Source organism: Arthrobacter agilis (assembly GCF_006494655.1).
GTDB lineage: Bacteria > Actinomycetota > Actinomycetes > Actinomycetales > Micrococcaceae > Arthrobacter_D > Arthrobacter_D agilis.
In genome coordinates, this window is the sequence record NZ_VHIM01000001.1 from 383061 (window position 1) to 407999 (window position 24939).

A 24939-nucleotide genomic window follows, 5' to 3' on the forward strand; every position below is an offset into this window, starting at 1 on the left:
CACTACAGCCAGTCGTTGCGCCGGAAGGTCCACCAGAGGCCGACCCCCATGCCGAGCATGAGCAGCAGCGCGAAGGGGTAGCCGATCGCCCAGTGCAGTTCCGGCATGACGTCGAAGTTCATGCCGTAGATCGAGGCGATGAGGGTCGGGGCGAAGAGGATGGCCGCCCAGGAGGAGATGCGCTTGACCTCCTCCCCCTGCGACAGGGAGGTCTCGGTGAGGCGCGTCATCTCCTCGTTCTGCCGCTGCGCCACCAGGGTCGAGTGCACCGTCAACGCGTTCTGCAGGAGGGCGCGGAAGGTGTTCACGCGCTCGACGACGCGGATCACGTGATCCTGCACGTCGCGCAGGTTGCGGCTCAGCTCCGCCTCCAGCTGGTACTTCTCGGACCCCCGGAGGAGGGACTCCATCATGGTCTGCAGCGGCTGCGTGGCCCGCTGGAACTGGATGACCTCGCGGTGCAGCTCGTAGATGCGCCGCGAGACGTCGGGGGCACCGCCGAAGAGTTCATTCTCGATCTCGTCGATGTCGTTCTCGAGGCCCAGCACCACCGGCTCGTACTCGTCCACCACCTGGTCCAGCAGGGCGTAGAGCACGGCCTGCGGACCGGTGCCGAGCAACTCCGGATCCGCTTCGAGCCTGCGCCGGACGATCCCGAGGTCCGGTGACTCGGCGTGCCGGATGGTCACCACGAAGTCGTGACCGATGAAGAGGTGCAGCTCACCGAACTCCACCTTCTCCTCGACGTCGAGGTAGCGGGCGGGGCGCAGGACGAGGAAGAGCGTCTCGCCGTAGCGTTCCAGCTTGGCGCGCTGGTGGCCGTTGGTGGCGTCCTCCACGGCGAGGGGGTGCAGGCCGAACTCGGCCGCCACGGCGCTGATCTCCTCGGCGGACGGCCGGTACAGCCCGATCCAGCCCATGCCGCCGCTGGTCCGCATCAGCTCGAACGTCGTCTCGAGCGTGTCGGGGTCGATGCGCTTCTTCCCGTCCACGTAGACGGCGTTGGCAACGAGGGACATCACGCGTCCGCAGTGCCGGAGGCGGGCAGGAGCCGTGCGGCGAGGTTCTGCAGGGTCTCGATCAGGAGCCGCCGCTCCTCGATCTTGATGCGCTCGTGCAGGCTGTCCTCGGTGTCGTCCGGCCGCACCTCCACGGCCGCCTGGGCGAGGATGGGTCCGGTGTCCACGCCGGCGTCCGCGATCATGACGGTGCAGCCGGTCACCTTGACGCCGTACGCGAGCGCGTCCCGGACGCCGTGCGCGCCGGGGAAGCTCGGCAGGAGCGCCGGGTGGGTGTTGAGGTAGCGGTCGGGGAACCGGTCGAGGAACTGCTGGTCGAGGATGCGCATGAACCCCGAGGACACCACGTAGTCCGGCTCGTGGGCGGCTGCGGCCTCCGTCAGCGCCCGGTTCCACGCGGCGCGGTCCGCGAACGCTCGGAAGTCCACCTCGAAGGTCTCGATCCCGGCCGCTGCGGCGCGCCGGACTCCGCCGGTGCCTGGCCGGTCCGCGCCGACGGCCGCGATGGTGACGGGCAGGGAGCCGTCCTCGACGGCGTCCATCACGGCCTGCAGGTTGGAGCCGGTACCGGAGACGAGGACCACGATGCGCATGGCTCAACCTTAGGGTCTGTCCTCGCCTAGGGTTGAACCATGCCGACGGACACACGATGACTCAGCGGGATACCGGACCAGTGGACGCCGGGCGCGGACGGACCGATGGTCCGGGCCGTGGCGAGGACGGGCGCACCCGTGCGGCGGCGTCCGCGCGGCGGTGGCTGAGGCTCTTCCTGCTGGCACTGGTCGGAGCACTGCTGACCACCGGCCTCGTACTGCCGTGGAAGGTCATTGCGCTCGTCCTGTCACTGTTCGCCCTGACCGCCGGCGTGGTGGCCCTGGTGAAGGCCCTCGCCGCGAAGATGCCGCGGCTCGTGGTCCTGACCACCTCGATCGGGCTGGTGGGAGCCCTCTTCCTCGCGGTCGGCACGGGCGCCTCGGTGCTCCTCTGGCCGGTCACCAAGACCTACGAGGACTGCATGGCGCGCGCCCTGACGCTCAGGGCCGAGAGCGACTGCCGGGACGGGCTGACCCGACTCGACGGGCTCGGCTAGCTGCTCTCTGTCAGTGCCTCTGGGTCATGGCCTCTGTCTCAGGGCCTCAGCGGCGGCTGGGGTCCCGTTCCAGCAGGGGCCCGACGGCGTGCCCGAGGACGGCGCCGACGGCGACTTCGAGCGCGAGCCAGCCGCCCACGACCAGCGGGTCCGGACCGAGGTCCGTGAATCGCCCGAGTCCCACGGACGCCCGGGACACGAGGGCCGTGAACGCCCCGCCGAGCCCTGCCGCCAGCCCGATCAGCACGGCCAGGGAGAACGTGGAGGCCGTCCAGGTCAGCCACCGGCGCGGGCTGTGGAGGACGAGCCACTCGTCGAGGTGGTTCTCGCCCTCCCGGAAGAACCACCACCCTGCGAGCAGCCCGGCGAGGACCGGGATGGCGAGGGCAGCGTACCCGTACTCGAGGGTCCCCGCGGGGAGTGCGCCGAAGATCGGCAGGGCGGGCAGGGGCCCGACGGCGCTGCCGAGGGGTGTGAGGGAGCTACCCGTCCCGAGGGCGAAGCCCGCCCCCGAGGACCACGACATGGTCCAGACCGCCAGGTTGGGCAGGAGCCCCAGCTGGAACAGGGTCACCACCGAGGCGCCGGCGATCCCGCCGTCGAGCCGCTCGTAGATGGCCGCGATGCCCGCCCAGTTCAGGCCGATGGCCACCGCGAGCAGGACCGCCGAGAGGGACAGCGCCACCAGTACCGCGAGGAAGCCCGACCGGAGGACCGACCAGGCGTAGGACCCCGCCCAGCGGGAATGCTGGCTGGTCCGCCCCACCCAGGCCGCGAAATCCACGCCGACGAGGCGGCTCCAGGCCCCCGCTTCCCGGTAGGCCCCGGTGATGAGCCCGATACCGGCGGACACGGGGGGGACGAGCGCTCCGGTGACGACGTGCGCGGACGCATCCGCCGTGACGGAGAGATAGGCGATACCCGCGCCGATCAGGGCGTACGTCACGAGGGCCCCGAGCAGGGCCTGCCAGAGCTGGTCCGTGTAGGAGGCCCGCGCGAGCCGCCGACCGGCCCGCCACGCGAGCAGCAGCGGTATGAGCACCAGGCCGAGCGGGATGACGTGCAGGACGCCGGACGCGGGCTCCTCACCGGCGACTCCCGGCGGGAACTGCAGCACCAGTGGCACGCCGTGCATCACGAGCCAGCCCTGGCCCGCGAGGCGTGCGGCTGACTCCGGGGTGCGGTCCGCGAAGCCGCCCGTCAGCCAGACCGCGGCGACGGGGAGCAGGACGAGGAGGGCCGAGATCACGGCGGCCTGCCCGAGTTCCACCACTCCCTGCAGCCACAGGGGCATGGGAAGGGCACGGGGCTTGCTGGGGAGTTTCATCACCTCCATGGTGCCACCGGCTCGCACCGACGACGGCGAGCGACGCGTCCGGGCAGGCCCTCCGTCCCTGCCGGTCGCCCGGACGGAAGGGGCGCCCGCCCGGTGCACGGCGGCGCGTCAGCCCAGGATGTCGACGAGTCCCTTGACCACGGCGAGGCCGGCACCGATGAAGGCGATCACGATCACGAACAGGCGGGCCTGGTCGTCGCGGACGAAGCGTGAGAGCTTCTCGCCGGTGAAGATCCCGGCGACGATGGCGACACCGATGGCCACCCACATCCACGCTGCGAGGACGGGTGCCTGCGACGGGTCGAGGAGCAACTTCACGACGAGCGTGACCGAGCCGATGCAGACGAAGAATGGCTGCAGGGTCGCCGCGAAGGGACGCTGCGGCCAGCGCGAGAGGAGCGCGTAGGCGCTGACCGCCGGACCGCCCACGCCGGCCATGGAATTCGTGACGCCTGCGGTGAAGCCGGCCACCACCTTCGGCACGCTGCCCCGGACCACCACGGCAGAACGCTGCAGCATGAGGGAGACGGTGAGCGCCACGAGCACCACCGAGCCCACCGTGACGGACAGGGGCGCGGAGGGGACGGCGACCGCGAGGAAGGACCCGGGGACCGAACCGAAGAGGGAGGGCACCACCAGCCACCGGAACATGCTCCAGTCGATGTCCTTCCAGACCCTGCCCACGATGATCGACGAGGACACCACACCGCAGATGTTGACCAGGAGGACACCCTCGTGGGGGCCGAGGATGATCACGAGGAAGGGCGCGATCAGGAGGGCGAACCCGAGGCCCGCGATGCGCTGCGCAACGGCCCCCACGAGGATGGAGGCCAGCACGATGCAGAAGATGCCCAGGGTCACCCGAGCCACAGTACGCCCGGGCAACAACTTCTTCCCTGCCAGGAGCCCCTGTGACACCCCGACGCCGGTAGCCTGACACCATGACGGCACTCACCACGACACTCGCGACGGCGGACTGGCGGCGCCGCGTCTTCGGTCTCTACGAGGACGTCCGCCGGTGCGCGGCCGAGGACTCGCCCGAAGCCGCCCACGGCCTGTGGCAGCGGGGACGCAACGATCTCCTCCGCGACCATCCGGCCTCGGCCCTGCACGCCGGGGCACGCACGGGCTTCACGGGTCTCGAGGTCGCGGCGTACGATCCCACGTTCCGCTTCGAGGTCGCGGTGGACGACGCCGGCGCGGGCGAGGTGATGGACGTCGCGACCGGGACGGACGGCGTCGTCCCCTTCCGGCGCCTCGGCACCCTGGTGCTGCCCGGACTCGGGACCCTGGCGCTCTGGAAGCTCGCCTCCTACGGCGGTGGCCTCTTCCTGCCGCTGCGGGACGCGACCGCGGGCACTCCCGGCGGCACGTACGGTGGCGGGCGCTACGTCCTGGACACGGTGAAGGGCGCACACCTGGGCGAGGGACGGACCCCGGGGAGCCTCGTGGTGGACCTCAACTTCGCCTACAACCCGTCCTGCGCCTACGACGAGCAGTGGGCCTGCCCGCTTCCCGGGCCGGACAACCGCCTCACCGCCGAGGTACCCGTCGGCGAGCTGTACCGCACCTACTGACCGGGGACGGATTCCGCAGCGCGCGGCAGCCGGTGAATCCCCTGATCCGGTGCCGGGTCTGGACTGTGTGCGCCCAGGAGCGGTAAGGTGCCCCTTTGCCGTCGGGGATCCTCGTCAGGCCCTATCATGAGAGCAAAACCACTCCCGGAGGTTCCGATTACAGACACTGCTGCCCAACACGACATTTATTTCGGTGCACCCGAGCCGGAGAATGAAGCCGAGATCCTCGAGTCGGCGTCTCGCGCGGCGGTAGCCCGTTTCGAAGGACGATCCGACATCACGACGGTCAAGCGTCGCTTCACCCTCGTCAACTCGGACCGCACCCCGCACCAGGCCATGGTCGAGGATCTGCTGTTCATCCGCGCGGCGCTCGACGACGCCGGGATCGACTTCCTCCTGGTCCGCGGCAACGACCAGCGTCCGGTCATCGCGGTCGATCTCGCCGATCGCGACCGGCTGCGCACGGCGCTCGTGGAGGCCTGCCGGGACGAGCCGTTCTACTCCCGCACCGTGGACACGAAGCGCCGCACCACCCTGCTCGTGAGCGACGGCGAGCTCTCCAAGAGCGGCAAGGCACGGATCTTCCGGCTCTTCCGGCCACGCATCGAGCCGCTCGGCGGGCTCGCGTACGGCCCCTCCGCCGGTGTGCAGATCGAGCTCTGGTCGCTCGGTGACACGGCCATCGAGCTCCCCGTGGAGAACTCCCTGACCCGCCGCACCCTGCCCGCCGCCGAAGTGGTGCGCGGCGAGGTGGAGCGCCACGGCCACACCTGGCCCACGATCGACAACATGTTCGCCGACCACGCGACGGACATCGACTTCGACATCGACCTCGTCTTCTCCTGGGTGGACGGCAGCAGCCCCGAGTACCAGGCAGCCCGGGCAGCACGCATGCAGGGCGTGGTGGTGGGCGAGGGCGACGACCACGAGGCCCGCTTCCGCCAGATCGACGAACTCAAGTACGCGCTGCGCTCGGTCTACATGTTCGCGCCCTGGGTCCGTCGCATCTTCATCGCCACCGACTCGGACCGCCCGGCATGGCTCGCGGACCACCCCTCCGTCACCTTCGTCCCGTCCGAGGAACACTTCAGGGACCCATCCGTCCTTCCCACACACAACTCGCAGGCCGTCGAGGCCCAGCTGCAGCACATCCCCGGCCTCTCCGAGTACTTCCTCTACTCGAACGACGACATGTTCTTCGGCCGGCCCGTGGCACCGGACATGTTCTTCTCCCCCGGCGGCGTCACGAAGTTCATCGAGGCTGACACGCGGATCGGCCTCGGCGACAACGACCCGGAGCGCAGCGGGTTCGAGAACGCAGCCCGCGTCAACCGTCGACTCCTGCACGAGCGCTTCGGACGCATCACGACGCGCCACCTGGAGCACACCGCCGCACCGCTGCGGAAGAGCGTCCTGCTCGAGATGGAGAACGAGTTCGCAGCGGAGTTCGCGGCCACGGCCGCATCCCGCTTCCGGGCCAAGGACAACATCTCGGTGACCAATTCCCTCTACCACTACTACGCGCTCCTGACCGGGCGTGCCGTCACACAGGAATCGGCCCGCGTCGCGTACGTCGACACCACGCAGCGTTCCGGCCTGAAGAGCCTCAACAAGATGCTCGACAAGCGCAATCACGATTTCTTCTGCCTGAACGACGGCAGTTTCCCCGAGGTGCCGGCGGAGGAGCGCGCTCGGCTCGTCACCGACTTCCTCGAGAAGTACTTCCCGGTCAAGGCCCCCTGGGAGATCTAGGCGCCCTGCCCGTCTCGGCGTCGCGTGCAAAACTGGCGCCATGCAGACCTTCCTGCCGTACCCGGACTTCGAGGCGAGCGCGCGCGTCCTCGATCAGGCGCGGCTGGGCAAGCAGCGGGTCGAGACCCTGCAGGTACTGCGCGCGCTCGTCATCCCCGACTACGGGTGGCGGCAGCACCCGGCCATCCGCATGTGGATGGGGTACGTACCGGCACTGACGGTCTACGGGCTCGCCATGGTCTCGGAGTGGGTCTCGCGCGGTCATGCCGACTCGACCCACCGCCAGATCCTCGAGTTCGCTCCCGAGGTCCTCGACACGGCCGCGGTGCCGATGCCACCCTGGCTCGGCGACCCGGCACTGCACCTGAGCCACCGCTCCAACCTGGTCCAGAAGGCGCCGGAGGTCTATCGCGACAGATTCCCCGGCGTCCCGGAGGACCTGCCGTACGTCTGGCCGGAGCCGGAGGAGGAGCGCATCCCCGCTGAACCGGAGGGCAGACGCCTGTGGGTGTGGCGGGCGTCTGCCCTCCCGTCCGACGGCGACGACGCCACGACGCTCCTCATGCCGCCCGATCCGCCCGGCGGACGTGCGGCACCGAAATGGGAGCGCCAGCTCCGGGTGTTCGAGGAGACCGTGCAGGACGGCGACGCCGTCGCCATCGCGGACCCCGGGGGCGAGCACTTCCGTGCCGGGCAGCTCGGGCCCGTCCTGATGCACGAGGACGGCCTCGTCCGCCGCGCGCGGCTGCACGGCTGCGTGCGGCGCTCGGACATCCACCCGTCGGCCCTGCTGCAGGACCCGCGGACGCTGTTCAGCGTCGGGCTGCCCGAGTCGCTGGCCTGACGCGCGAGCTCCCCTGCAGGTGCGGGACCCCCGAGGCGCGCCTCCCGCCGATCAGGCGGACGTCAGCACGCGGGACCTCGTCCCGTCGGCGATGACCACGCCGTGCGCCTCCAGCCGGCGCCGCGTCTCCTCACGCGGGACCACCTCGCCCACCGAGGCGTGCCGGCCGGCCGGCACCACCGAGTGGACGATCGTCTCCTCGTACACGTGCACGAGGTTGTAGGACTGCGCGCCGTCGCGGCCGCGCGACCCGCCGCCGTCGAACAGGAGATCCTGTGTGTAGCAGGTGGCGCTCGCCACCGAGACGGGCACGCCCGCGAACATCGCGGTCGTCGAGTAGTGCAGGTGCCCGGCGAGGATGGTGCGGACGTCGGAGCCACGGACGACGTCGGCCAGCGAGCGTTGGTCGCGCAGTTCCACGAGGACGGCGAGATCCTGGACGCTGGGGACGGGCGGGTGGTGCAGCGCGAGGATGGTGCCGTGCGGGGCGGGAACCGCGAGCTCGTGCTCGAGCCAGCGGAGCTGCTCGAGGGAGACCTCCCCGTGGTGGTGGCCGGGGACGGTCGAGTCCAGCGTGATGATCCGGAGCCCGTCGACGAAGTGGACGGCGTCCACCGGTGCGGCCGCCTGCGCGGGCGTCGGTGTTTCGTCGAGCAGGCCCTCGCGGAAGGCAGCCCTGTCGTCGTGGTTCCCCATCGCCCAGATGACCGTGGCACCGAGCCTGGCCGCTGCGGGGTCCACGATGGCCCGGAGCTTCGCGTAGGCACCCGGCTCGCCCTTGTCCGCGAGGTCCCCGGTGAACACGATCGCCTGCGGGCGCACTCCGGACGCCTCGAGATCCTCGAACACCTCCTGCAGGCGCAGCTCGCTGTCCACCGCCCCGTAGAGGGGGCCCTCCCCACCGAGCAGGTGCGTGTCGCTCATGTGCAGGATGAAGTGCTGATGCCGGGGGTGTTCTGCTGTCCGGGGGACCATGAAACCTACTCCGATAGCCGATGGGGTCGCGCTAGCTGTCTGTCATCAAACCAGAGGAGGCGGGGAAGTTCGTGAACTCCCCGCGGCAGGTCGAGAAACATTCCGGAAACATGCCCGGATCCCCTGATCCGAGTTTGAGCTTCCCCCGATGTGCTGTTCACTGAGCAGACGGCGCGCAGCGCAACGACGGTCGAGGAGGTTGCCCGGCATGACCCCTCCGCCACGGGACGTCGGGCTCGACGCGCTGCCCGACGTCGTCCTCTGCGAGCGCGCGACCGACGGCGACACGGCGGCCTTCGAAGTCCTCGCCCGGCGCTACGGCCCGATGATGCGGGGTTACGCGATGCGCCTGACGGGCTCGACGGCGGATGCCGACGACGCCGTCCAGGAGACCCTGATCCACGCCTGGGACCACCTCGCCGATCTGCGGGACGGCTCCGTGGTGAAGTCCTGGCTCATGCGGATCTGCGGGCGGCGGAGCATCGACATCGTCCGGCGGCGGCGCGAGCACGCCGACGCGGACACCCTGGCCGGGGTGCCCGATCACCGCCCCACTCCGGAGAGCGCCACCATCGCCGGCTCCGGACTCGACTCGCTCGCGCGGTCGCTCGAGGCCCTCCCCGCCGAGCAGCGCCAGTGCTGGGTGCTCAAGGAGATGGGCGGGCTGTCCTACGAGGAGATCGCGGAGCAGCTGCGCATCAGCAGTGAAAGCGTCCGGGGACGCCTCGCGCGGGCCCGCGCTACCCTGATGAAGGACATGGAGGGGTGGCGATGACCGACGAGACGAACGGCACGGACGCCCCGCGCCCGGCCCGCGCCGACTCCCCCGCCGACGACTGCGGCCATTCCCTCGAGGAACTGGGCGAGTACCTCGAGACGGGCTCGTCCCCCTACGCCGCGCACTTCGGCCAGTGCCCGCAGTGCCAGGCCGGCCTGGCGAGCCTGCGCGTCCTCGGCGACCTGACACGGAGGCTCGCCGAGGAGGACACGCAGGCTGCTGCGGCGTCCGACGGCTGGCTCCAGGACATCCTGTCCAACCTGCGGCTGGAGACACGCGCGGGCAGATCGATCCCGGTGGCGTCAGAGAACCCCGACGACGGCCTGTCGGAGACCGAAGGCGCCGTCGTCGCCCTCATCCGCAGCGCAGGTGACGCGATCGACGGCGTGACCATCGGCAAGTGCCGCCTGCACGGCGACATCACCCGACCGGGCGCGCCGACCCGCGTGGAGCTGAGCGTCACGGCCCTGCACGGGTATCGCCTGCCGGCGCTCGTCGACGCCCTCCGGACCAGTGTCGGCGAGGTGTTCGGCCTGCACACGGAGCTGCACCTCGACGGTGTGGACATCACCGTGGCCGACATCGTCCAGGACGGGCAGGGGACCGCCCCGGGGCCAGGCCTGGAGGAGCACCCGTGAGCCCGGACACCGTCGGCCTCGCACGGGAGATCGAGGCCGCCGTTGCGGCAGTGGAGGGCGTGGTGGGCCTGTACCCACCGCACTCCGCTCTCCGCTCGGTCCTCAGCGCCGGCCGCTCCCGCATCCTGGCGACCGACGGCGAAGGGCTGGCGGGCCTGCGGGAGGAGGCCGGTGTCCTCGTGGTGCATGTGCGCTTCGCGGGCACCTCGGACCATCCCGGCCCGTCCCTGGTGCGTCGCGTCGCGCACACGGTGAGGACCACCCTAGGCGAGCGGGCTGCCGGCGCCGAGGTCCGGGTGCAGCTCTGCGCGATCGTGGCGCCCGCCGATCTGCCCCGCGTCATGGATGCCGCGGACCAGGACTAGCGGCCTGCAGACGGCCCCCGTAGGCTCGGCAACGGACCAGTTCTCCTTCATCGAAAGGCACCACCATGGGTTTCCGCCCCAGCCACATCCCCCTGCGTCTTGCAACGGGAGCGTTCATCCTCAATTCCGGCCTGGGCAAGACCGCCCTGGACGAGGGCACCGCAGGCTACCTGCAGTCGATGGCGGCCAGGGCCATCCCCCAGGTCAGCCAGATCGAGCCACAGCAGTTCGGCAAGGCCCTCGCGGCGTCCGAGATCGCCCTCGGGTCCGCACTGCTCGCCCCCTTCGTGCCGAGCAGGCTCGCCGGGCTGGGGCTGCTCGCGTTCTCGGTGGGCATGATCACCATGTACCTCCGCACGCCGGGCCTCACCGAGGAGGACGGCATCCGGCCCACCCAGGAGGGCACGGCCGTGGCGAAGGACATCTGGATGGTCGGGATCGCGCTCTCCCTCCTGCTGGACCGCAAGAAGAAGTAGGTCCCACCGGAGGGGATGCGGAGCCATGTGCGGACGGTTCGTGATCGCCGGCAACAGGGCCGACCTGATCGACGCCTTCGAAGTGGACGAGTCGGTCGGCGACGAGGTCCGGCCGTCCTGGAACGTGGCGCCGACCGACACCGTGCAGCTCGTCGTCGAACGGCTGGACCCGGACACCGGGGAACTGACCCGACGGCTCGAACCGGCACGCTGGGGCCTCATCCCCTCCTGGGCCACGTCCGCCTCCGTGGGCTCGCGCATGATCAACGCACGCAGCGAGACCCTGCTGGAGAAGCCGTCCTTCCGGTCGGCGGCCCTCAAGCGCCGCGGGCTCGTCCCCGCGGACGGCTACTACGAATGGCGGAAGAACGACGACGGCTCGAAGACCCCGATCTACCTGCACGGGCAGGACGCCGCCCACCTCGGTTTCGCCGCGATCTACGAGTTCTGGCGGGACCCGGCCACGGCCACCGAGGAACAGCCCAGGGGCAGCTGGGTGGTCAGCTGCAGCATCATCACCCGTCCCGCGAGCGACACCCTGGGCGAGATCCACGACCGCACGCCCGTGATCGTGCCGCCCGGGCTGCGGAGCGACTGGCTGGATCCCCGGAACGCATCCCGTCCGGTGGTCCAGGAACTGCTCGACGCGATCCCCGACCCGCAGCTGGTTCCACGCCTCGTCGGCCCGCGGGTGGGCTCCGTCCGCAACGACGGTCCGGAGCTCATCGAGCCCCTGCCGGATGCCGGGGCGGATGTCCCGTCCGCGCCCGACGGGCAGCAGACCCTCCTGTAGCCCGGACTCCCATGGCCGGCCCGGTCACTCCGGGCGGGCCGGGCTGTCCGGGCCGTCGCGCTCCCCGCACTGGCGCCCGGTCCCGCCCGGGTGCCCGCCCGGCTCCTTCCGATGTGGACCCTCCATGCCGCCGTAGGGTGCGCGGGGCAGGGGCGGCTGGTCCGCGATGAACTCGTTGACCGCCAGGGCGAGGATGTCGCGGTCGAAGGGCGGCAGGAGCAGGGAACTGTAAAGGTAGGCGTCGATCTCCTCCTCGCCGGCATTGCCGCCGAGGCTGAAGTACCGGAGCCACAACTCGTAGGTGGACAGCGCCGTCGAGCGGAAGGCCGCGCACGTCCGTCGCTGCTGCTCCTGCTGGCTCATGCCCGTCGTCATCCCGAAACCTCCCGGGTGCGGCCGCCGGATGCACGGGCGCATCCGGGGGTCGCGCCGTCGTCCTGCACCGCGCTGATCACCCCACCGTATCGCCGACCCGTCCCGGACCGGGCGTCGGCTCATCCTCAACGTAGCGACGGGGCCGGGATATGGGAACCCCGCGGGGCCGGGAGGATTCGCTTGTTGCCGCCGCGCGGCGTGCCTAGGGTCGAAAGCGCAGAGGATGCATCCACGAGGACACGGCAGGCACGGCGCGCGGGAGGCAGACGCATGATCAGGACGGACATGGCACCGGGTATCCACTTCGTGGAGCATGCGAGGACCAACGTCTACCTCGTGGAGGACGACGACGGCGTGCTGCTGGTGGACACCGGCCTGCCGCGCTCCAGGGGCCTGCTGCGGGAGGCCCTCCAGCGGATCGGCCGATCGGTCGAGGACATCAGGGCGGTGGTCCTGACCCACGGGCACTTCGACCATGTGGGAACGGCCGAGTACCTTCGGTCGCGGCACGGGATCCCCGTGTACTGCCACCCGGACGACGCCCACCTGGCCGCGCACCCCTACAGCTACGAGCGGGAGCGGACACCCCTCCTGTACCCGCTCCGCTACCCCCGTGCCATCCCGGGGCTCGCCCGGATGACCGCGGCGGGCGCGCTGGCCGTCAGGGGCGTGGCGGACACCCTCCCCCTCACGCCCGAGGCGGCCGCGGCGCTGCCCGGCGCCCCCCGGCTCGTCCCGACGCCCGGGCACACGAAAGGCCACTGCGGTCTGCACTTCCCGGATCGCGACGCGGTGGTCAGCGGTGACGCCCTCGTGACCCTCGATCCGTACACCGGCCATCCGGGTCCGCAGGTGGTGGCCCGCGCGGCGACGGCGGACACCGCGACCGCCCTCCGGTCCCTCGAGGCGCTGCGGGCGACGTCGGCGAGGACGGTACTGCCGGGCCACGGATTCCCCTGGCGTGCGGGTGTGGACACCGCTGTCGCGCAGGCCCTCGAGGTCGGCGGGCACTAGTCCGGCGGCCACCGAACCCGTGCTGACGAGGGGATACGCTGGGCCCATGGGCTGGTTCACGCAGAAGACGATCATGGGGTACGCCGGCGTCACGGTGAGACGGGCCGCTCTCGGTCTGTTCTCGGCGCAGGCTGTCGTGATCGGTGGCCTGGTCGCCGTGGACGCCTACCAGAAGCGCCAGCGCCGCAAGCGCCCTGGCTTCCCCCAGCCGGGGACGTTCCACACGAGGATCGCCGAGACCGACACCACCGTCTACACGTACGGCGAGGACCTCTTCGACGCGATGATCGCGGCGATCGACCGCGCCGAGCACCAGGTACTCCTCGAGACGTACATCTGGAAGGGCGATGAGGTCGGCGCGCGTTTCCGTGATGCCGTGAACCGGGCCGCCGAGCGCGGCGTGAAGGTCTTCGTGATCTACGACGGCTTCGCCAATCTCGTGGTCAATCCGTTCTTCTACTCCTGGCACCCCCTGGTGAACGCGTACCGCTTCCCCGTCCTGCGCCCGTCCATCGTGTTCACGAACATCCGCGGAACGGGTTTCGACCACCGCAAGGTCCTCGTGGTCGACGACGAGGTGGGCTTCGTGGGCGGCTACAACATCGGATCGCTGTACGCGACGAAATGGCGTGACACCCACCTGGAGATCCGCGGGCCGTCCGTCTGGGAGCTCCGCGAGGCCTTCGCCAGCTTCTGGAATCTCCGGGCCATCCCCCGCAGGCCCGAGCTCCCCGATCTCAGTGCGACCTTCTGGGAGCCCCGTATCCGTGCGGTGAACAACATCCCGGCCTATCTCGTGTTCCCCATCCGCGGTGTCTATCTCGACGCGATCAACCGCGCGCAGCACCACATCTTCATCACCACCGCCTACTTCATCCCCGACCGGCAGATCCTCGACGCGCTGCTGCGGGCCAGCCGCCGCGGCGTGGACGTCCGCGTGATCCTGCCCGAGGACTCCAACCATGTGGTCTCCGACTGGCTCTCCCGCGGTTTCTACTCGTCGCTCATCAGCGCGGGCGTGCAGATCCTGCTGTACCAGCACTCGATGATCCATGCGAAGACAGCAACCATCGACGGCGAGTGGAGCACCGTGGGCACCGCGAACATCGACCGCCTGAGCCTGACCGGCAACTACGAGATCAACCTCGAGATCTTCGATCGTGCCCTTGCGAAGACCATGGAGCGGATCTTCGACGTCGACTCCTCCAACAGCCGGGTCCTGACCCAGGAGGAGTGGGACAGCCGGCACGTGGTGGCGCGCGCGAGCGAGCTCATCCTCGCCCCGTTGCGTCCCTTCCTGTAGGCCCGGACTCCCGGAGCGACGAGAAACGCTCCATGTAGCCACGCTGCGAGGCCTCCACATGGCGGGCCATGAGGCGTTCGGCCTCCGCCTCGCTCCCGGCATCGATGGCCGCCATGACCAGCCGGTGCTCGCCCCACGACTGCTTGCCGCGGTGATCGACGTCGGCCGCATACAGCCACTCGATCTTGCCCGAGATCTGGCGGAGCAGAGCTGCGAGCGAGGAACTGCCGCTCAGCTCCGCGACACCGAGGTGGAAGCGGATGTTGAGGTCGGGGAGCTCGGTGAGGTCGTCGGCGGACACGGCGCGGTCACCGTCGTCGAGGATCTCCGCGAGCCCCCGCCTGGCCGACCACCATCCCGGGTCGGGGGCGTCCGCGGCGAACTGCGCAGCGGCGCGGCGGGCAGCCCGGCGGGCGATGGTGGATTCGATGACGCCACGCACGGCGAAGAGGTCCTCGGCGTCCTCGAGGGGGATCGCCGCCACGGTGGACCCGGCGTAGGGCCTCGAGTCGACGAACCCCTCGGCCTCGAGCGCCCGCAGCGCCTCCCGCACGGGGACGCGCGAGACACCGTACTTCGTGGCCAGAGCCGCCTCCGTCACCCGGACGCCCGGCAGCAGGGAACCGCGGATGATGTCGCGCCGGATCGCGTCGAGAACGCGCTGCGGGGCCGCGGCATCCTGCTCAGGCCGCAAGCGCTGCACCCCGGACGGCGTCGGGAGCTCGTGTCGTGGACTCCGCGCGGGGAGACGCGGTGCCACTTGCGATCCCGCTCACGGTCCCGCCGTCAGCGCCCTGCAGCATAGCCCTGCGCTCCGCGCGGGTTCGCGGCGGCGGAGAGCACGCCTGTCTCGTGGTCCTTCGTGACAGAGGAGAGGCGGCCGAGCGACCAGTCCCCCGCCCGGGTGACGACGTGGCCCCGGCGTTCGAGGTCCGCGATCACGTCCTCGCCCAGCCGGTCCTCCACGACGGCGCCGCCCGGCTCCCAGGTGCGCGGCCAGAAGGACCCGGGGATGGACGTGGTGTGCAGGGACGGTGCGTCGATGGCCTGTTGCGGCGTGTAGCCGCCCACGATGGTGCGGAGGATGTAGAGCAGCTGCCACTGGTCCTGCTGGTCGCCGCCGGGAGAACCGAGCGCGACGACGGGCCTGCCGTCCTTCAGGATGAGCGTCGGCGTGAGCGTGGTGCGGGGGCGTCTGCCTGCCTCGAGGGTGGACGGCCCGCCCTCCTCGAGCCAGGTCATCTGCAGCCGCGAGCCGAGGCAGAATCCGAGCTCGGGGATGGTCGGCGAGGACTGCAGCCAGCCGCCGCTCGGCGTCGCGGAGACCATGTTGCCATGCGCGTCGACGACGTCGATGTGGCACGTGTCGCCGCGCGTCTCACCGCTGCGGGACACCGTGGGCTCCCCGACCCCGGCGAAGCCGCTGCCGTCCGCGAGGGCGGGCGGCGTGTAGCCGGTACGCAGCGGCGGCGTGAAGGGCGTGAACCCGGGGACGGCCCCCGGCCGGAAGTCGTGCGAGGCCGCGTCGGTGATCAACGCGCGCCGTTCGGCAGCGTACTCCGGCGAGAGCAGGTGTTCCATCGGCACGTCGGCGTCGCCGTAGTAGGCCTCGCGGTCGGCGATGGCGAGCTTCTGCGCCTCGAGGATGGTGTGGGCGCCGAGGGCCGTCGATGGGTCGAGGTGCTCGTCGTCGAACCCGTCGAGGATGGCGAGGGTCTGCAGCAGGGCCGGCCCCTGGCCCCACGGGCCGGTCTTGGCGATGGTGTACCCGCGGAACTCGAGCGTCGTCGCCTCCTCGTAGCCCGCCTCGAAGCCCGCGAAGTCCTCTACGGTGATCACGCCGGCGTGGTCGAGCCCGGAGGAGTGCCGGTGCGGGGTCCGCACGAACTCCGCCGCGGCCTGCGCCACGAGGCCCGTACGCCACTCGAGCCGGGCCGCGTCGATGCGCTCCTCCCGCGTGCCGCCCCCCACTGTGGCGCCGACCAGCGAGTCCAGGACCCGCGCGTACGCCTCGTTGCGGACGACGTCCCCCTCACGAGGCGGCTTGCCCTCGGGCAGCCACAGTGCTGCCGAGGTGGGCCAGTGCTCGGTGAACAGCTCGGCGACGGCGGCGATGGTCGCACCGACCCGGCCGACGATCGGGTGGCCGTCACGGGCGTACCCGATGGCGAAGGCGAGCACGTCCTCCAGTTCCCAGGTGCCGTGGTCCCGCAGAAGCACGAGCCAGGCGTCGACGGCGGCGGGGACCGCCGCGGCGAGCGCTCCGGCGCCGGGCACGAGTTCGAGTCCCTCGGCGAGGTAGTGCTCCCGGGTGGCGGCCGCGGGTGCCGGCCCCTGGCCCATGAGGACCACGGGCCTGCCCGGCTCCCCCGCGGTCGCGAAGACGCCGGTCATGTCCCCGCCGGGACCGTTGAGGTGCGGCTCGACGACGTGCAGGACGAAGGCCCCGGCGACCGCGGCGTCGAACGCGTTGCCGCCGCGTTCGAGCACGGCCTGGGCTGACGCCGTCGCGAGCCAGTGCGTCGACGCACTCATACCGAAGGTGCCCTGCAGGGTGGGCCGCGTGGTGAACGAGGGAGGGGGCGTGTACGTCATCGGGGTCACTTCCGGAATTGAATACAATGGCTGCTCCGACGATAGGCTTCGTATACATTCATTTCAAGGTCGTTGCCGGAGGAAATCATGGTGAAGAAGTACCGGGTGGCGACGGACCGCCTCCATCTCTGGCTCATGCTCGTCCTCACGTTCTCCACCGGGGTGATCGACGCCGTCGGCTATCTCGGGCTCGACCGCGTCTTCACCGGCAACATGACGGGCAACGTCGTCCTCCTGGGCATGGCCTTCGCGGGCGGAGCCGACCTCCCGATCCTGCGGCCGGCCCTCGCGCTCGCCTTCTTCATGGTGGGGGCGGCCCTGGCGGGTCGCGTGCTGAGGAAAGGACCGGTGGGGTGGTCCGGTCATACCTCGAGCTCGCTCCTGACCGTCACTCTCGGCCTCACCGCGCTCGCCGTCTACGTGGCCCTCGTCGACGTCCATGCGGAGGAGATCCTCGGCAGCATCACGACGTCGGGCCTGGCCACCATGATGGGCATCCAGGCCGCGACGGCCAAGCGCCTCAAGGTCGCCGAGATCACCACCGTCGTCGTCACCTCGACCATCACCGGGCTCGCCTCGGACTCCCGGCTCGCGGGGGGCAAGAGTCCCTTCTGGGCGCGGCGCTTCTCGGCCATCGCCCTCATCCTGGCCGGCGCCGTCGCAGGGGCACTCACCCTCAAGGTGGACCTGTGGCTCGGCATCGCGGTGTCGGCGCTCCTGTCCGCCGTCGTCACCCTCCTCGGGCATCTGCGGCACCGCCGGGACCTCCGGCAGGAGGCGGAGGAGAGCGCCGCGGAAACCGCACTACGGTAGAAGCATGGACCCGGCAGACCAGCAGTACGCATTCCACCGCCTCGCCCGCTCGTGGCCGCAGTACCGGTGGTGGAAGCCCCTCCTCACCGCCCTCCTCGGGGTCGCGTTCTACCTGGCCTTCACGGTCATCCTGCTGCTCGTGGCCGTGGTCGCTGTCCTGGCGACGTCCGCCGACGTCCAGCCCTACCTGGACGCCGCCGAAGCGATCGATCTGAGCGATCCGGTGATCTTCGCCTTCACCCTGGCATCCTTGATCATTCTGATCCCGGCCCTCGCGCTCGCCACCCTGATCACCGGGCCGCGACCCATCGGGATGCTGTCGTCGGTGGCCGGGCGAATCCGCTGGCGCTGGCTGGGTGTCTGCGTGATCGCCGCGGTCGTGGTCTTCGGCGTGAGCCTGGGCGTCTCGAGCGTGATCGAGCTCTTCCTCCCGGGGCAGCCCGCGGCCGAGCTACCGGGCCGGCCGGACACCTCGGTGCTGCTGGTCCTGCTCGCGCTGACCATCCTCGCGGTCCCGTTCCAGGCCGCCGCAGAGGAGTACGTCTTCCGCGGCTTCCTGATGCAGGTGATCGGAGGCTGGCTGAAGCATCCGGCCTTCGCCATCCTGCTGCCGGTCCCCCTCTTCGTGCTGGGCCACCTCTACGACCCGCTCGGGCAGGCCGACGTCGCGATCTTCGCCGTCTTCGCGGGCTGGATCACCTGGCGGACGGGTGGGCTGGAGGCGGCAATCGCCGTGCATGCGATCAACAACATGACCATCTTCGCTCTCGGCGCGTTCGGACTCGTGGACGTCAACGCCACCGAGGGGTCGGCGGGCGGCCTCGTCGTCTCGGTGCTGACCACTGCGGTGACGGCCGTGGTCATCGTCCGCCTGGCCGATCGCCGCGGCATCGACCGCACGCGCACGGGCGCTCCGGCTCCGCAGGAGACGGCAGGGGTGCAGGGGCAGCCACCGGCCTACGCGGTAGGACGTGGCGGCCGGACGAACGACCCCCTCGGGTGGGACCCCACCCAGTACGACGACGTCCGCTACAGCACTCCGGGAACCGGGGCGTACCCGGGAACCACCCCCGGGGGCGGCCCGGCGGCGGGTCCGTCCCCGAGCCCGGGGCCGTCCCCCACCGCCGTCCAGCAGAACGGTCGGCAGGACGGTCGGCCGGACCGGTCCGGCCCTCCACGGGCTGACGCGCCGTTTTCCGACATTCCTCCCGGCGGCGCTCATGCCGTCGGCACTCCTCCCGAGCATGCCCCGTCGCACGCACCATCAGCTGCTCCCCGGGCGGACCGCGCACTCCCGTCCCGCGCCCCCTCCGCTGCTCCCTCCGCCATTCGGGAAGCGGACCACTCCTCGGATCGGCACCCCGCGGGGCCCGCCCACCCGTCAGGGCCGGGCTACCCCTCAGGCCCGGGCTACCCCGCCGGTCCCGGCTTCCCCGCCGGGACGTCCCCGGACAGTACGCCTGGAGAGTAGACCTAGCGGTCGCTGCTCCCGCCCAGGATCCGCCCCCGGGCCGCAGCGAGTTCGTCCGCCGTGATGGTGCCGTCCTCGTGCAGTGACTGGAGTTCGGCGAGCCTGTCCGCCGTGGATCGTCGGGGGCCGAGCATCTCGCTGTCGAGAGCACGCACGGCCAGATCGGTCTGGAGGGTAAGGGGATCGTGTCCCGCTCTCCGGGCCCGCCCGGCATTGCGGACGATGGACACGATCACGAAGACGAAGACGGCCAGCACGAGCACCAGGATGATGGTGAAGGCGGCGTCGAACGCCCCCGTGGCGCCGGGATCGAGGCTCGGGTCAGGGATGATGTCCTCCTGCGTCGTGCTGCCGATGATCCCATCACCCTCCACCGAGGAACACCTGCGGTCAACCCCGAAACGCTCCGTACGGCAGACCGGGACGCCGAATGCCGCAGGGGCCTCGGCTCACCCCTCGACGCGGAGACCCATGCTCTCCGCCAGGAACGGCGCCAGTAGTTGCAGCTGCTGGTCGTCGATGGTCGCACCGCGCAGCCCGTCGAGTCCGTGGATCCCGCGGAAGCTGCTGGAGCGCAAGTCCACGTCCTTCAGCCGTGCGCCATCGAGCGTCAGAGTCCCGACCGTGCAGTCGCGGAGCGCCACGCGGGTGGCCGTGACCCCGCTCAGGTCGAGTTCGCCGATGATGCAGCCACTGACGAGGACGTCGGTGAGCCGGGCACCGCGGAGGTTCACGTAGTCGAGCTTGCCGCCGTCCAGGTGGACGCCGTCGAGCCGGCTGTCGTACAGCTCCGCGGAGCCCCAGCGTGTGCTGTGCAGTGCGGTCTCGCGCCAGCTGCTGCGGGAGGCCCGGAAGACCGGGGCGAAGAGGTCCTCGAAGGAGCACTCGATGAAGCGAGCACCCCTCAACTCGGTGTCGTTCAGGGACACACCCTCGAGCAGGCACTCCTGGAGTGTGATGCCGCCGAGCTCGGCGCCGTCGAACACTGTCCGCTCGTAGTGCTCGGCTTCGCGGTGCTCGCCGTCCAGCAACTGCGGCTCGGCTCGCCACTCCAGTCCGCGCGGCGCCTGCAGGGACAGCCGTGGCCCGATCGTCGAACTGCGGGGGGATCGCGCTGGCATGGTGTCCGTCCAATCATGGTCTGTTCCGCCCGTCACGGGCCTTCCCTCATTCCATCACCCGGGGGTGTCGGAACACCTGCCGGCGTCACGGGCGAGCCGTGCATCGACATACGCGGCCGAACTGTTCTCCCCACGCAGGGCATCCCCTACAGTGGACCAACCCCGACCGGGAGCCGACCACACAGGATGGAGCCGCCATGTCGACCAGGAACAGCACGCGAGGCGCAGGAAACGGACAGGACGCCTCACTCCTGAAGGTCCTCGGCAACTGGGACGCCCTGGCGCTGGGCTTCGGGGCGATGATCGGGTTCGGCTGGGTCGTCCTCACGGGAGGCTGGATCGCGTCCGCGGGCACGGGCGGCGCCGTCCTGGCGATGGTGACGGGCGGCGTCATCATGGGGGTCGTCGGTCTCACCTACGCGGAGCTCACGGCGGCGATGCCCAAGGCCGGCGGCGAGCACAACTTCCTGCTGCGCGGTATGGGACCGCGCTGGTCCTTCGTGGGTTCCTGGGCGATCACCGGCGGCTACGTGACCATCGTGGCCTTCGAGGCGGTCGCCCTCCCCCGCACCGCCGAGTACATCTTCCCGAACCTCAGCCAGGTCCCGCTCTGGACGGTCGCCGGCGATCAGGTGCACCTCACCTGGGCCCTCGTGGGCGCTGTCGCCGCCGTCGTCATCACGCTCGTCAACATCCGGGGCGTCAAGATCGCGGGCTCGGCGCAGTCCTTCGTGGTCGTGTTCCTGCTGATCCTCGGCAGCTTCACGGGCGGTTCCACCACGAACATGCAGCCGTTCTTCACGGGCGGTTCGGCGGGGTTCTTCGCGGTCCTCGTCGTGGTGCCGTTCCTGTTCGTCGGCTTCGACGTCATCCCGCAATCGGCGGAGGAGGTCGACATCCCCGCACGGCAGATCGGCCGGCTCGTGGTGGTCGCCGTCATCCTCGCCACCATCTGGTACGTGATGACGATCCTGACCACGTCCGCCGCCATGCCGGCCGCCGATCTCGCGGCCGCGGACATCGCCACCGCGGACGCGATGGGAGCGATGTTCGGCTCCGACGCCATGGCGAAGGTCCTGATCGCCGGAGGGATCGCGGGCATCCTGACCTCCTGGAACTCGCTCCTGCTCGGTGCCTCCCGGCTCATGTACTCCATGTCGCGGTCCGGCATGCTGCCGCGGTGGTTCGGTGTGCTCCATCCCCGCTACCGCACCCCGGTGAACGCCCTCATCTTCATCGGGGCCCTCTCCTTCGCCGCCCCCTTCTTCGGAACGCAGATGCTCGGCTGGCTCGTGGACTCCGGGGCGCCGAGCATCGTGCTGGCCTACATCCTCGTGTCGCTGGTCTTCGTGATCCTGCGCCGCCGCGATCCCGGCATGGACCGTCCGCTGCGCATCGGCGGGGCGGGTAACGGAGGCGTGGTGATCGGCTGGGTGGCGGTGGTCCTGTGCGTGGCCCTGCTCAGCCTGTACCTCCCGGGCATGCCGGCGGCGCTCACTCCGCCGCCCTGGATCCTCTTCGGTCTGTGGTGGGTCCTCGGGATCGTCTTCCTGCTGCGGATCCCGAGCGGGATAGCGCCCGGGCACGACGCCGAGGAGCGCCTCCTCGAGCGGCTGGCGGAACGCCGGTGACGGCGGGGCGGAACGCGTAGGCCCGTGCTTTACTGGGGAGCATCGTCAGTCCAGGGGGAGGCAGCGTCATGAGCAGCGACCGCATGCAGGGCATTTACGACACGCGCTACGACGGCATCTACCAGCGCGGCGGCGCGGCCGAACCGGGAGTGCGGGCCGCTGTGGCGGAGCCGGCCCGCTTCCCCGTCCAGCAGCACGCGGACCGCCCCGACGACGCCCCGGCCGGGTCCTCCGTCATCCGGGAGGTGGGTGCCGAGCCCGAGACGCAGCACGAGCCCGCGCCCCGGCAGGGGAACCCCTTCGATGTCTGGTTGTGGGTGGTCTCGGCCGTCCTCGTGGCACTCGGCGTGTTCTTCGTCTCGGCGCCCATGCTGTACGCGGAGCGTGCCGAGGTGATCGCTTCCACCACCTACTACAGCAGTCCGTGGTTCAACTACACGGTGATGCTCGCCCCGGCCCTGATCCTCCTCGGCGCGGCCACCGCCGTCGTCCAGCTCTTCGTGCTCTCGATCCGGCACACCCTGCGCACGCGCTGACGAGGGACGGGACCCGTGCGCTCCGCCCGTAGGGTGGGATACATGGAATCGCCGATCGAGACGTACCTCAGGACCATCCACCGGGAGATCTCGGAGTTGCGTGACGGCAAGGTGCACAGCACCATCCCGGCCATGGCCAACGTGAACCCGGACAACTTCGGCATCTGCCTGACCACGGTGGACGGCTACATGTACGAGGTCGGGGACACCCGCGAGGAATTCACCATCCAGTCGATCTCGAAGCCCTTCACCTACGGCCTCGCCCTGACGGATCTCGGGATGGACGCGGTGGACGCGAAGGTCGACGTCGAGCCGTCGGGCGATTCCTTCAACGAGATCTCCCTCGCCGAGGGGACGGGCCGCCCGTCCAACGCCATGATCAACGCCGGAGCCCTCACGGCCACGTCGCTCGTGCAGTCCCGCGGCGGGAACAGGCGCTTCAAGCGCATCGTGAACTCCTACTCCCAGTTCGCCGGGCGACAGCTCGGCGTCAACGAGGAGGTGTTCCGCTCCGAACTCGAGCACGGCCATCGGAACCGTGCCCTTGCCTACCTCCTCCGGTCCTTCGACATCATCGAAGACGATCCCACGCCGGTCGTGGAGGACTACTTCCGGCAGTGCTCGGTCATGGTCAACTGCATGGACCTCTCCGTCATGGCCGCCACCCTCGCGAACTCGGGACGCAACCCGCTCACCGGCGTCGAGGCCATGGATCTCCTCGCGGTCGAGCGCGTACTGTCCGTCATGACCACGTGCGGCATGTACGACGACGCCGGGTCCTGGATCAGCACCGTCGGCATGCCGGCGAAGAGCGGCGTGGGAGGCGGCACCATCGCCGTCCTCCCCGGCCAGGTGGGGCTGGCCGTCTACTCCCCGCCCCTGGACGAGCACGGCAGCAGCGTGCGCGGTATCGCGACCAGCCAGCGCCTGTCCCGCGACATGGAACTGCACTTCGTCCGGGCCGCGCGCGCCGGGCGCTCGGCCATCCGCGCCACGTACGACATCACGGCGGCCCCGTCCGGTATCCGGCGCACGGACGAGGCGATGGAGGTGCTCCGCGACCAGGGACACCGCGCCGTGGTGATCGAGCTCAACGGTGACCTGCTGTTCGCCGGGACGGAATCGATGGTCCGTGCGCTGAGCAGCCTCGACGACGACATCGACTTCGTGATCCTCGACCTCCGCCGGGTCGACGAGGTGGCGGACGTGTCGCTCCGCCTGCTGGGAGAGGTGCGGGAGAACCTCGCCACCGTCGACCGCGATCTCGTGCTGATCGACGGCGAGGGGACCCTCGCGGAGACCTTCAGGGACGTGGACCGGGCCGTCCCGACCTTCGACACCCGCACCGCCGCCGTGGAGTACTGCGAGAACGAACTGATCACGCGCTACGGGCGGGACCTGATCCTCCCGTCCGAGGTGGAGGTCGCCCAGTGTCCCGCACTGAGTCCGCTGTCCCCGGAATCGGTCGAGGCCCTGACGCTCCGCATGGAGGACCGCACCTACGAGAAGGGCCACGTGGTGCGGCGTGTCGGCCAGAACTTCGGGGGCGTCTTCTTCATCCTCTCCGGGAAGATCGTCACCTCGGTCCCCGGGCCGTCCGGCGAGCGCCTGAAGCTCACGACCCTCAGCGCGGGCATGACCTTCGGGGAACTGGCCCTCGGCAGCGACGACCGGCAGGAGACCACGGTGAAGGCCCTCGAGGACGTCCATGTGAAGGTCCTCACGGCACAGGCGATCCGGAGCATCGAGCAGGAGGATCCGCCCCTCGCCGTCGAGCTGTGGAAGGCCCTGACCCGTGACGCGTACACGCGGGTGGACCTGTACCTGCGGGAGACCGCGGTCCGCGTCCGCGACTAGCGGCTTCGCCCGACCCTCACCCCCACCGCCCCTCAGCGTCCGGTATCGGTCTCCGCCGCCGCCTTCAGCGTCCGCAGCGTCCGCAGGATGTTCCCGCGCTGGAACGCCGCGATGGTGGACCCGCCCGTGGCGAGGTAGTCGAAGGCCCGGGCGGCGGCGTCGTGCCAGCGCCTGTCGTCCGTCCAAGCCTCGGTGACGAGCGTGCCGCCGTCGTGCTCCTCGAAGGTGTAGCGCCAGGTGGCGATCCTCGCCGGGAGTCGCCGGGTCGGGCTTCCGATGGCGTGGACGCGGAAGGCGAACTCGCGCCCCGGATCCGCGGCGGTCACCGTGCAGCGCGTCGTCCAGCTGACGCGACCGCGCGTGTTTGCGCCGTCGAAGACCGCGCCCACTCGCACGCCCTCGTGCGGCGAGGCCAGCACGGCTCCCCTGTTCTCCGGGCTCCACTCGCCCATCCTCGTCACGTCACTGACCATGCCGTAGAGCACCTGCGGCGACTGCGCGATCACCACGCTGTCCTCCACCGAGATCACCCGTCCCATGCTTCCCCCTCGCTGCTGTTGCGCGCTCGGCCCACCCCGGG

Annotated in this window: 27 protein-coding genes; 16 read left to right on the top strand and 11 right to left on the bottom strand. The window is 70.5% G+C overall.

Going from position 1 to position 24939, the window contains the following annotated elements; genetic code table 11:
• Positions 1 to 2: 2 nt before the first annotated feature.
• Positions 3 to 1019 carry a magnesium and cobalt transport protein CorA gene (locus FJV46_RS01670; protein ID WP_087031235.1) on the bottom strand — a complete coding sequence of 339 codons (1017 nt, stop codon included), beginning with the start codon at positions 1017 to 1019 and terminating at the stop codon, positions 3 to 5.
• Positions 1019 to 1612: a phosphoribosylglycinamide formyltransferase gene (gene purN / locus FJV46_RS01675; RefSeq protein WP_087031239.1), complete on the bottom strand. Its 594-nt coding sequence runs from the start codon at positions 1610 to 1612 to the stop codon at positions 1019 to 1021. The genes FJV46_RS01670 and purN overlap by 1 nt, the downstream gene beginning before the upstream one ends.
• Before the next feature lie 56 nt (positions 1613 to 1668).
• Here purN and FJV46_RS01680 point away from each other — a divergent pair, with 56 nt between their 5' ends.
• The gene (locus FJV46_RS01680; RefSeq protein WP_126130558.1) at positions 1669 to 2109 is read left to right on the top strand and encodes a hypothetical protein; all 441 of its coding nucleotides are present in this window, start codon (positions 1669 to 1671) and stop codon (positions 2107 to 2109) included.
• Between the two features lie 46 nt (positions 2110 to 2155).
• Here FJV46_RS01680 and FJV46_RS01685 read toward each other — a convergent pair whose 3' ends face one another.
• A complete protein-coding gene (locus tag FJV46_RS01685) occupies positions 2156 to 3436 on the bottom strand; it encodes a cell division protein PerM (protein ID WP_179195232.1) in 1281 nt (426 codons plus the stop codon).
• A gap of 117 nt (positions 3437 to 3553) precedes the next feature.
• Positions 3554 to 4306, bottom strand: coding sequence for a sulfite exporter TauE/SafE family protein (locus FJV46_RS01690; protein ID WP_232008592.1), 753 nt, complete (start codon positions 4304 to 4306; stop codon positions 3554 to 3556).
• A gap of 80 nt (positions 4307 to 4386) precedes the next feature.
• Between FJV46_RS01690 and FJV46_RS01695 the strand changes: the two genes are divergently transcribed.
• The 3 genes from FJV46_RS01695 to FJV46_RS01705 all read left to right on the top strand — a co-directional run bounded on the left by FJV46_RS01695 (position 4387) and on the right by FJV46_RS01705 (position 7618).
• Complete coding sequence (locus FJV46_RS01695) at positions 4387 to 5022, top strand: DUF1684 domain-containing protein (protein WP_087031249.1); 636 nt, start codon at positions 4387 to 4389, stop codon at positions 5020 to 5022.
• Positions 5023 to 5148: 126 nt separating this feature from the next.
• Complete coding sequence (locus FJV46_RS01700) at positions 5149 to 6774, top strand: stealth family protein (protein ID WP_087031253.1); 1626 nt, start codon at positions 5149 to 5151, stop codon at positions 6772 to 6774.
• 40 nt (positions 6775 to 6814) lie between these two features.
• Positions 6815 to 7618 carry an MSMEG_6728 family protein gene (locus FJV46_RS01705; protein WP_087031256.1) on the top strand — a complete coding sequence of 268 codons (804 nt, stop codon included), beginning with the start codon at positions 6815 to 6817 and terminating at the stop codon, positions 7616 to 7618.
• Positions 7619 to 7669: 51 nt separating this feature from the next.
• Here the strand turns inward: FJV46_RS01705 and FJV46_RS01710 are convergent, their stop codons facing one another.
• Positions 7670 to 8542 carry a phosphodiesterase gene (locus tag FJV46_RS01710; protein WP_370684705.1) on the bottom strand — a complete coding sequence of 291 codons (873 nt, stop codon included), beginning with the start codon at positions 8540 to 8542 and terminating at the stop codon, positions 7670 to 7672.
• A gap of 259 nt (positions 8543 to 8801) precedes the next feature.
• On the opposite strand from FJV46_RS01710, the gene FJV46_RS01715 reads away from it, so the two are divergent.
• The 5 genes from FJV46_RS01715 (at position 8802) to FJV46_RS01735 (ending at position 11643) form a co-directional block, all read left to right on the top strand.
• Positions 8802 to 9368, top strand: a complete 567-nt coding sequence (locus FJV46_RS01715; protein WP_087031263.1) for an RNA polymerase sigma factor — start codon at positions 8802 to 8804, stop codon at positions 9366 to 9368.
• Positions 9359 to 10009, top strand: coding sequence for a hypothetical protein (locus tag FJV46_RS01720; protein ID WP_087031266.1), 651 nt, complete (start codon positions 9359 to 9361; stop codon positions 10007 to 10009). Before FJV46_RS01715 ends, FJV46_RS01720 begins: the two co-directional genes overlap by 10 nt.
• Positions 10006 to 10374: a hypothetical protein gene (locus tag FJV46_RS01725; protein ID WP_087031269.1), complete on the top strand. Its 369-nt coding sequence runs from the start codon at positions 10006 to 10008 to the stop codon at positions 10372 to 10374. Before FJV46_RS01720 ends, FJV46_RS01725 begins: the two co-directional genes overlap by 4 nt.
• Positions 10375 to 10439: 65 nt before the next feature.
• The gene (locus FJV46_RS01730; protein WP_087031271.1) at positions 10440 to 10850 is read left to right on the top strand and encodes a DoxX family membrane protein; all 411 of its coding nucleotides are present in this window, start codon (positions 10440 to 10442) and stop codon (positions 10848 to 10850) included.
• A gap of 25 nt (positions 10851 to 10875) precedes the next feature.
• Positions 10876 to 11643: an SOS response-associated peptidase gene (locus tag FJV46_RS01735; RefSeq protein WP_087031274.1), complete on the top strand. Its 768-nt coding sequence runs from the start codon at positions 10876 to 10878 to the stop codon at positions 11641 to 11643.
• 24 nt (positions 11644 to 11667) lie between these two features.
• Here FJV46_RS01735 and FJV46_RS01740 read toward each other — a convergent pair whose 3' ends face one another.
• Positions 11668 to 12006 (bottom strand): hypothetical protein, encoded by a 339-nt coding sequence (locus FJV46_RS01740; RefSeq protein ID WP_146065773.1) that lies wholly within the window; start codon positions 12004 to 12006, stop codon positions 11668 to 11670.
• 282 nt (positions 12007 to 12288) lie between these two features.
• Between FJV46_RS01740 and FJV46_RS01745 the strand changes: the two genes are divergently transcribed.
• Complete coding sequence (locus tag FJV46_RS01745; RefSeq protein ID WP_087031280.1) at positions 12289 to 13032, top strand: MBL fold metallo-hydrolase; 744 nt, start codon at positions 12289 to 12291, stop codon at positions 13030 to 13032.
• A gap of 46 nt (positions 13033 to 13078) precedes the next feature.
• The gene (locus tag FJV46_RS01750) at positions 13079 to 14335 is read left to right on the top strand and encodes a phospholipase D-like domain-containing protein (protein ID WP_232008591.1); all 1257 of its coding nucleotides are present in this window, start codon (positions 13079 to 13081) and stop codon (positions 14333 to 14335) included.
• Here the strand turns inward: FJV46_RS01750 and FJV46_RS01755 are convergent.
• Together FJV46_RS01755 and FJV46_RS01760 are read right to left on the bottom strand one after the other, a co-directional pair.
• Complete coding sequence (locus FJV46_RS01755) at positions 14304 to 15029, bottom strand: GntR family transcriptional regulator (RefSeq protein ID WP_087031956.1); 726 nt, start codon at positions 15027 to 15029, stop codon at positions 14304 to 14306. The two genes, FJV46_RS01750 and FJV46_RS01755, sit on opposite strands and share 32 nt — an antisense overlap.
• A gap of 92 nt (positions 15030 to 15121) precedes the next feature.
• The gene (locus FJV46_RS01760) at positions 15122 to 16930 is read right to left on the bottom strand and encodes a gamma-glutamyltransferase family protein (protein ID WP_087031283.1); all 1809 of its coding nucleotides are present in this window, start codon (positions 16928 to 16930) and stop codon (positions 15122 to 15124) included.
• A gap of 87 nt (positions 16931 to 17017) precedes the next feature.
• Between FJV46_RS01760 and FJV46_RS01765 the strand changes: the two genes are divergently transcribed.
• Entirely contained in the window at positions 17018 to 17743 is a 726-nt protein-coding gene (locus FJV46_RS01765) for a YoaK family protein (protein WP_170212715.1), read from the top strand.
• Positions 17744 to 17747: 4 nt separating this feature from the next.
• Positions 17748 to 19214 (top strand): CPBP family intramembrane glutamic endopeptidase, encoded by a 1467-nt coding sequence (locus tag FJV46_RS01770; RefSeq protein WP_087031286.1) that lies wholly within the window; start codon positions 17748 to 17750, stop codon positions 19212 to 19214.
• Positions 19215 to 19216: 2 nt separating this feature from the next.
• Here FJV46_RS01770 and FJV46_RS01775 read toward each other — a convergent pair whose 3' ends face one another.
• Together FJV46_RS01775 and FJV46_RS01780 are read right to left on the bottom strand one after the other, a co-directional pair.
• Positions 19217 to 19588, bottom strand: a complete 372-nt coding sequence (locus FJV46_RS01775; RefSeq protein ID WP_087031289.1) for a hypothetical protein — start codon at positions 19586 to 19588, stop codon at positions 19217 to 19219.
• A 75-nt stretch (positions 19589 to 19663) separates the two neighbouring features.
• Positions 19664 to 20335 (bottom strand): pentapeptide repeat-containing protein, encoded by a 672-nt coding sequence (locus tag FJV46_RS01780; protein ID WP_087031291.1) that lies wholly within the window; start codon positions 20333 to 20335, stop codon positions 19664 to 19666.
• Positions 20336 to 20532: 197 nt separating this feature from the next.
• Between FJV46_RS01780 and FJV46_RS01785 the strand changes: the two genes are divergently transcribed.
• From FJV46_RS01785 to glsA, 3 genes are all read left to right on the top strand, one after another.
• The gene (locus FJV46_RS01785; protein WP_087031295.1) at positions 20533 to 21966 is read left to right on the top strand and encodes an APC family permease; all 1434 of its coding nucleotides are present in this window, start codon (positions 20533 to 20535) and stop codon (positions 21964 to 21966) included.
• Positions 21967 to 22034: 68 nt separating this feature from the next.
• Entirely contained in the window at positions 22035 to 22502 is a 468-nt protein-coding gene (locus tag FJV46_RS01790) for a hypothetical protein (RefSeq protein ID WP_087031298.1), read from the top strand.
• A 42-nt stretch (positions 22503 to 22544) separates the two neighbouring features.
• Entirely contained in the window at positions 22545 to 24359 is a 1815-nt protein-coding gene (glsA, locus tag FJV46_RS01795) for a glutaminase A (RefSeq protein ID WP_087031301.1), read from the top strand.
• A gap of 32 nt (positions 24360 to 24391) precedes the next feature.
• On the opposite strand, the gene FJV46_RS01800 is transcribed toward glsA, so the two are convergent.
• Positions 24392 to 24898, bottom strand: a complete 507-nt coding sequence (locus FJV46_RS01800) for an SRPBCC family protein (RefSeq protein ID WP_087031303.1) — start codon at positions 24896 to 24898, stop codon at positions 24392 to 24394.
• Positions 24899 to 24939 lie beyond the last annotated feature (41 nt).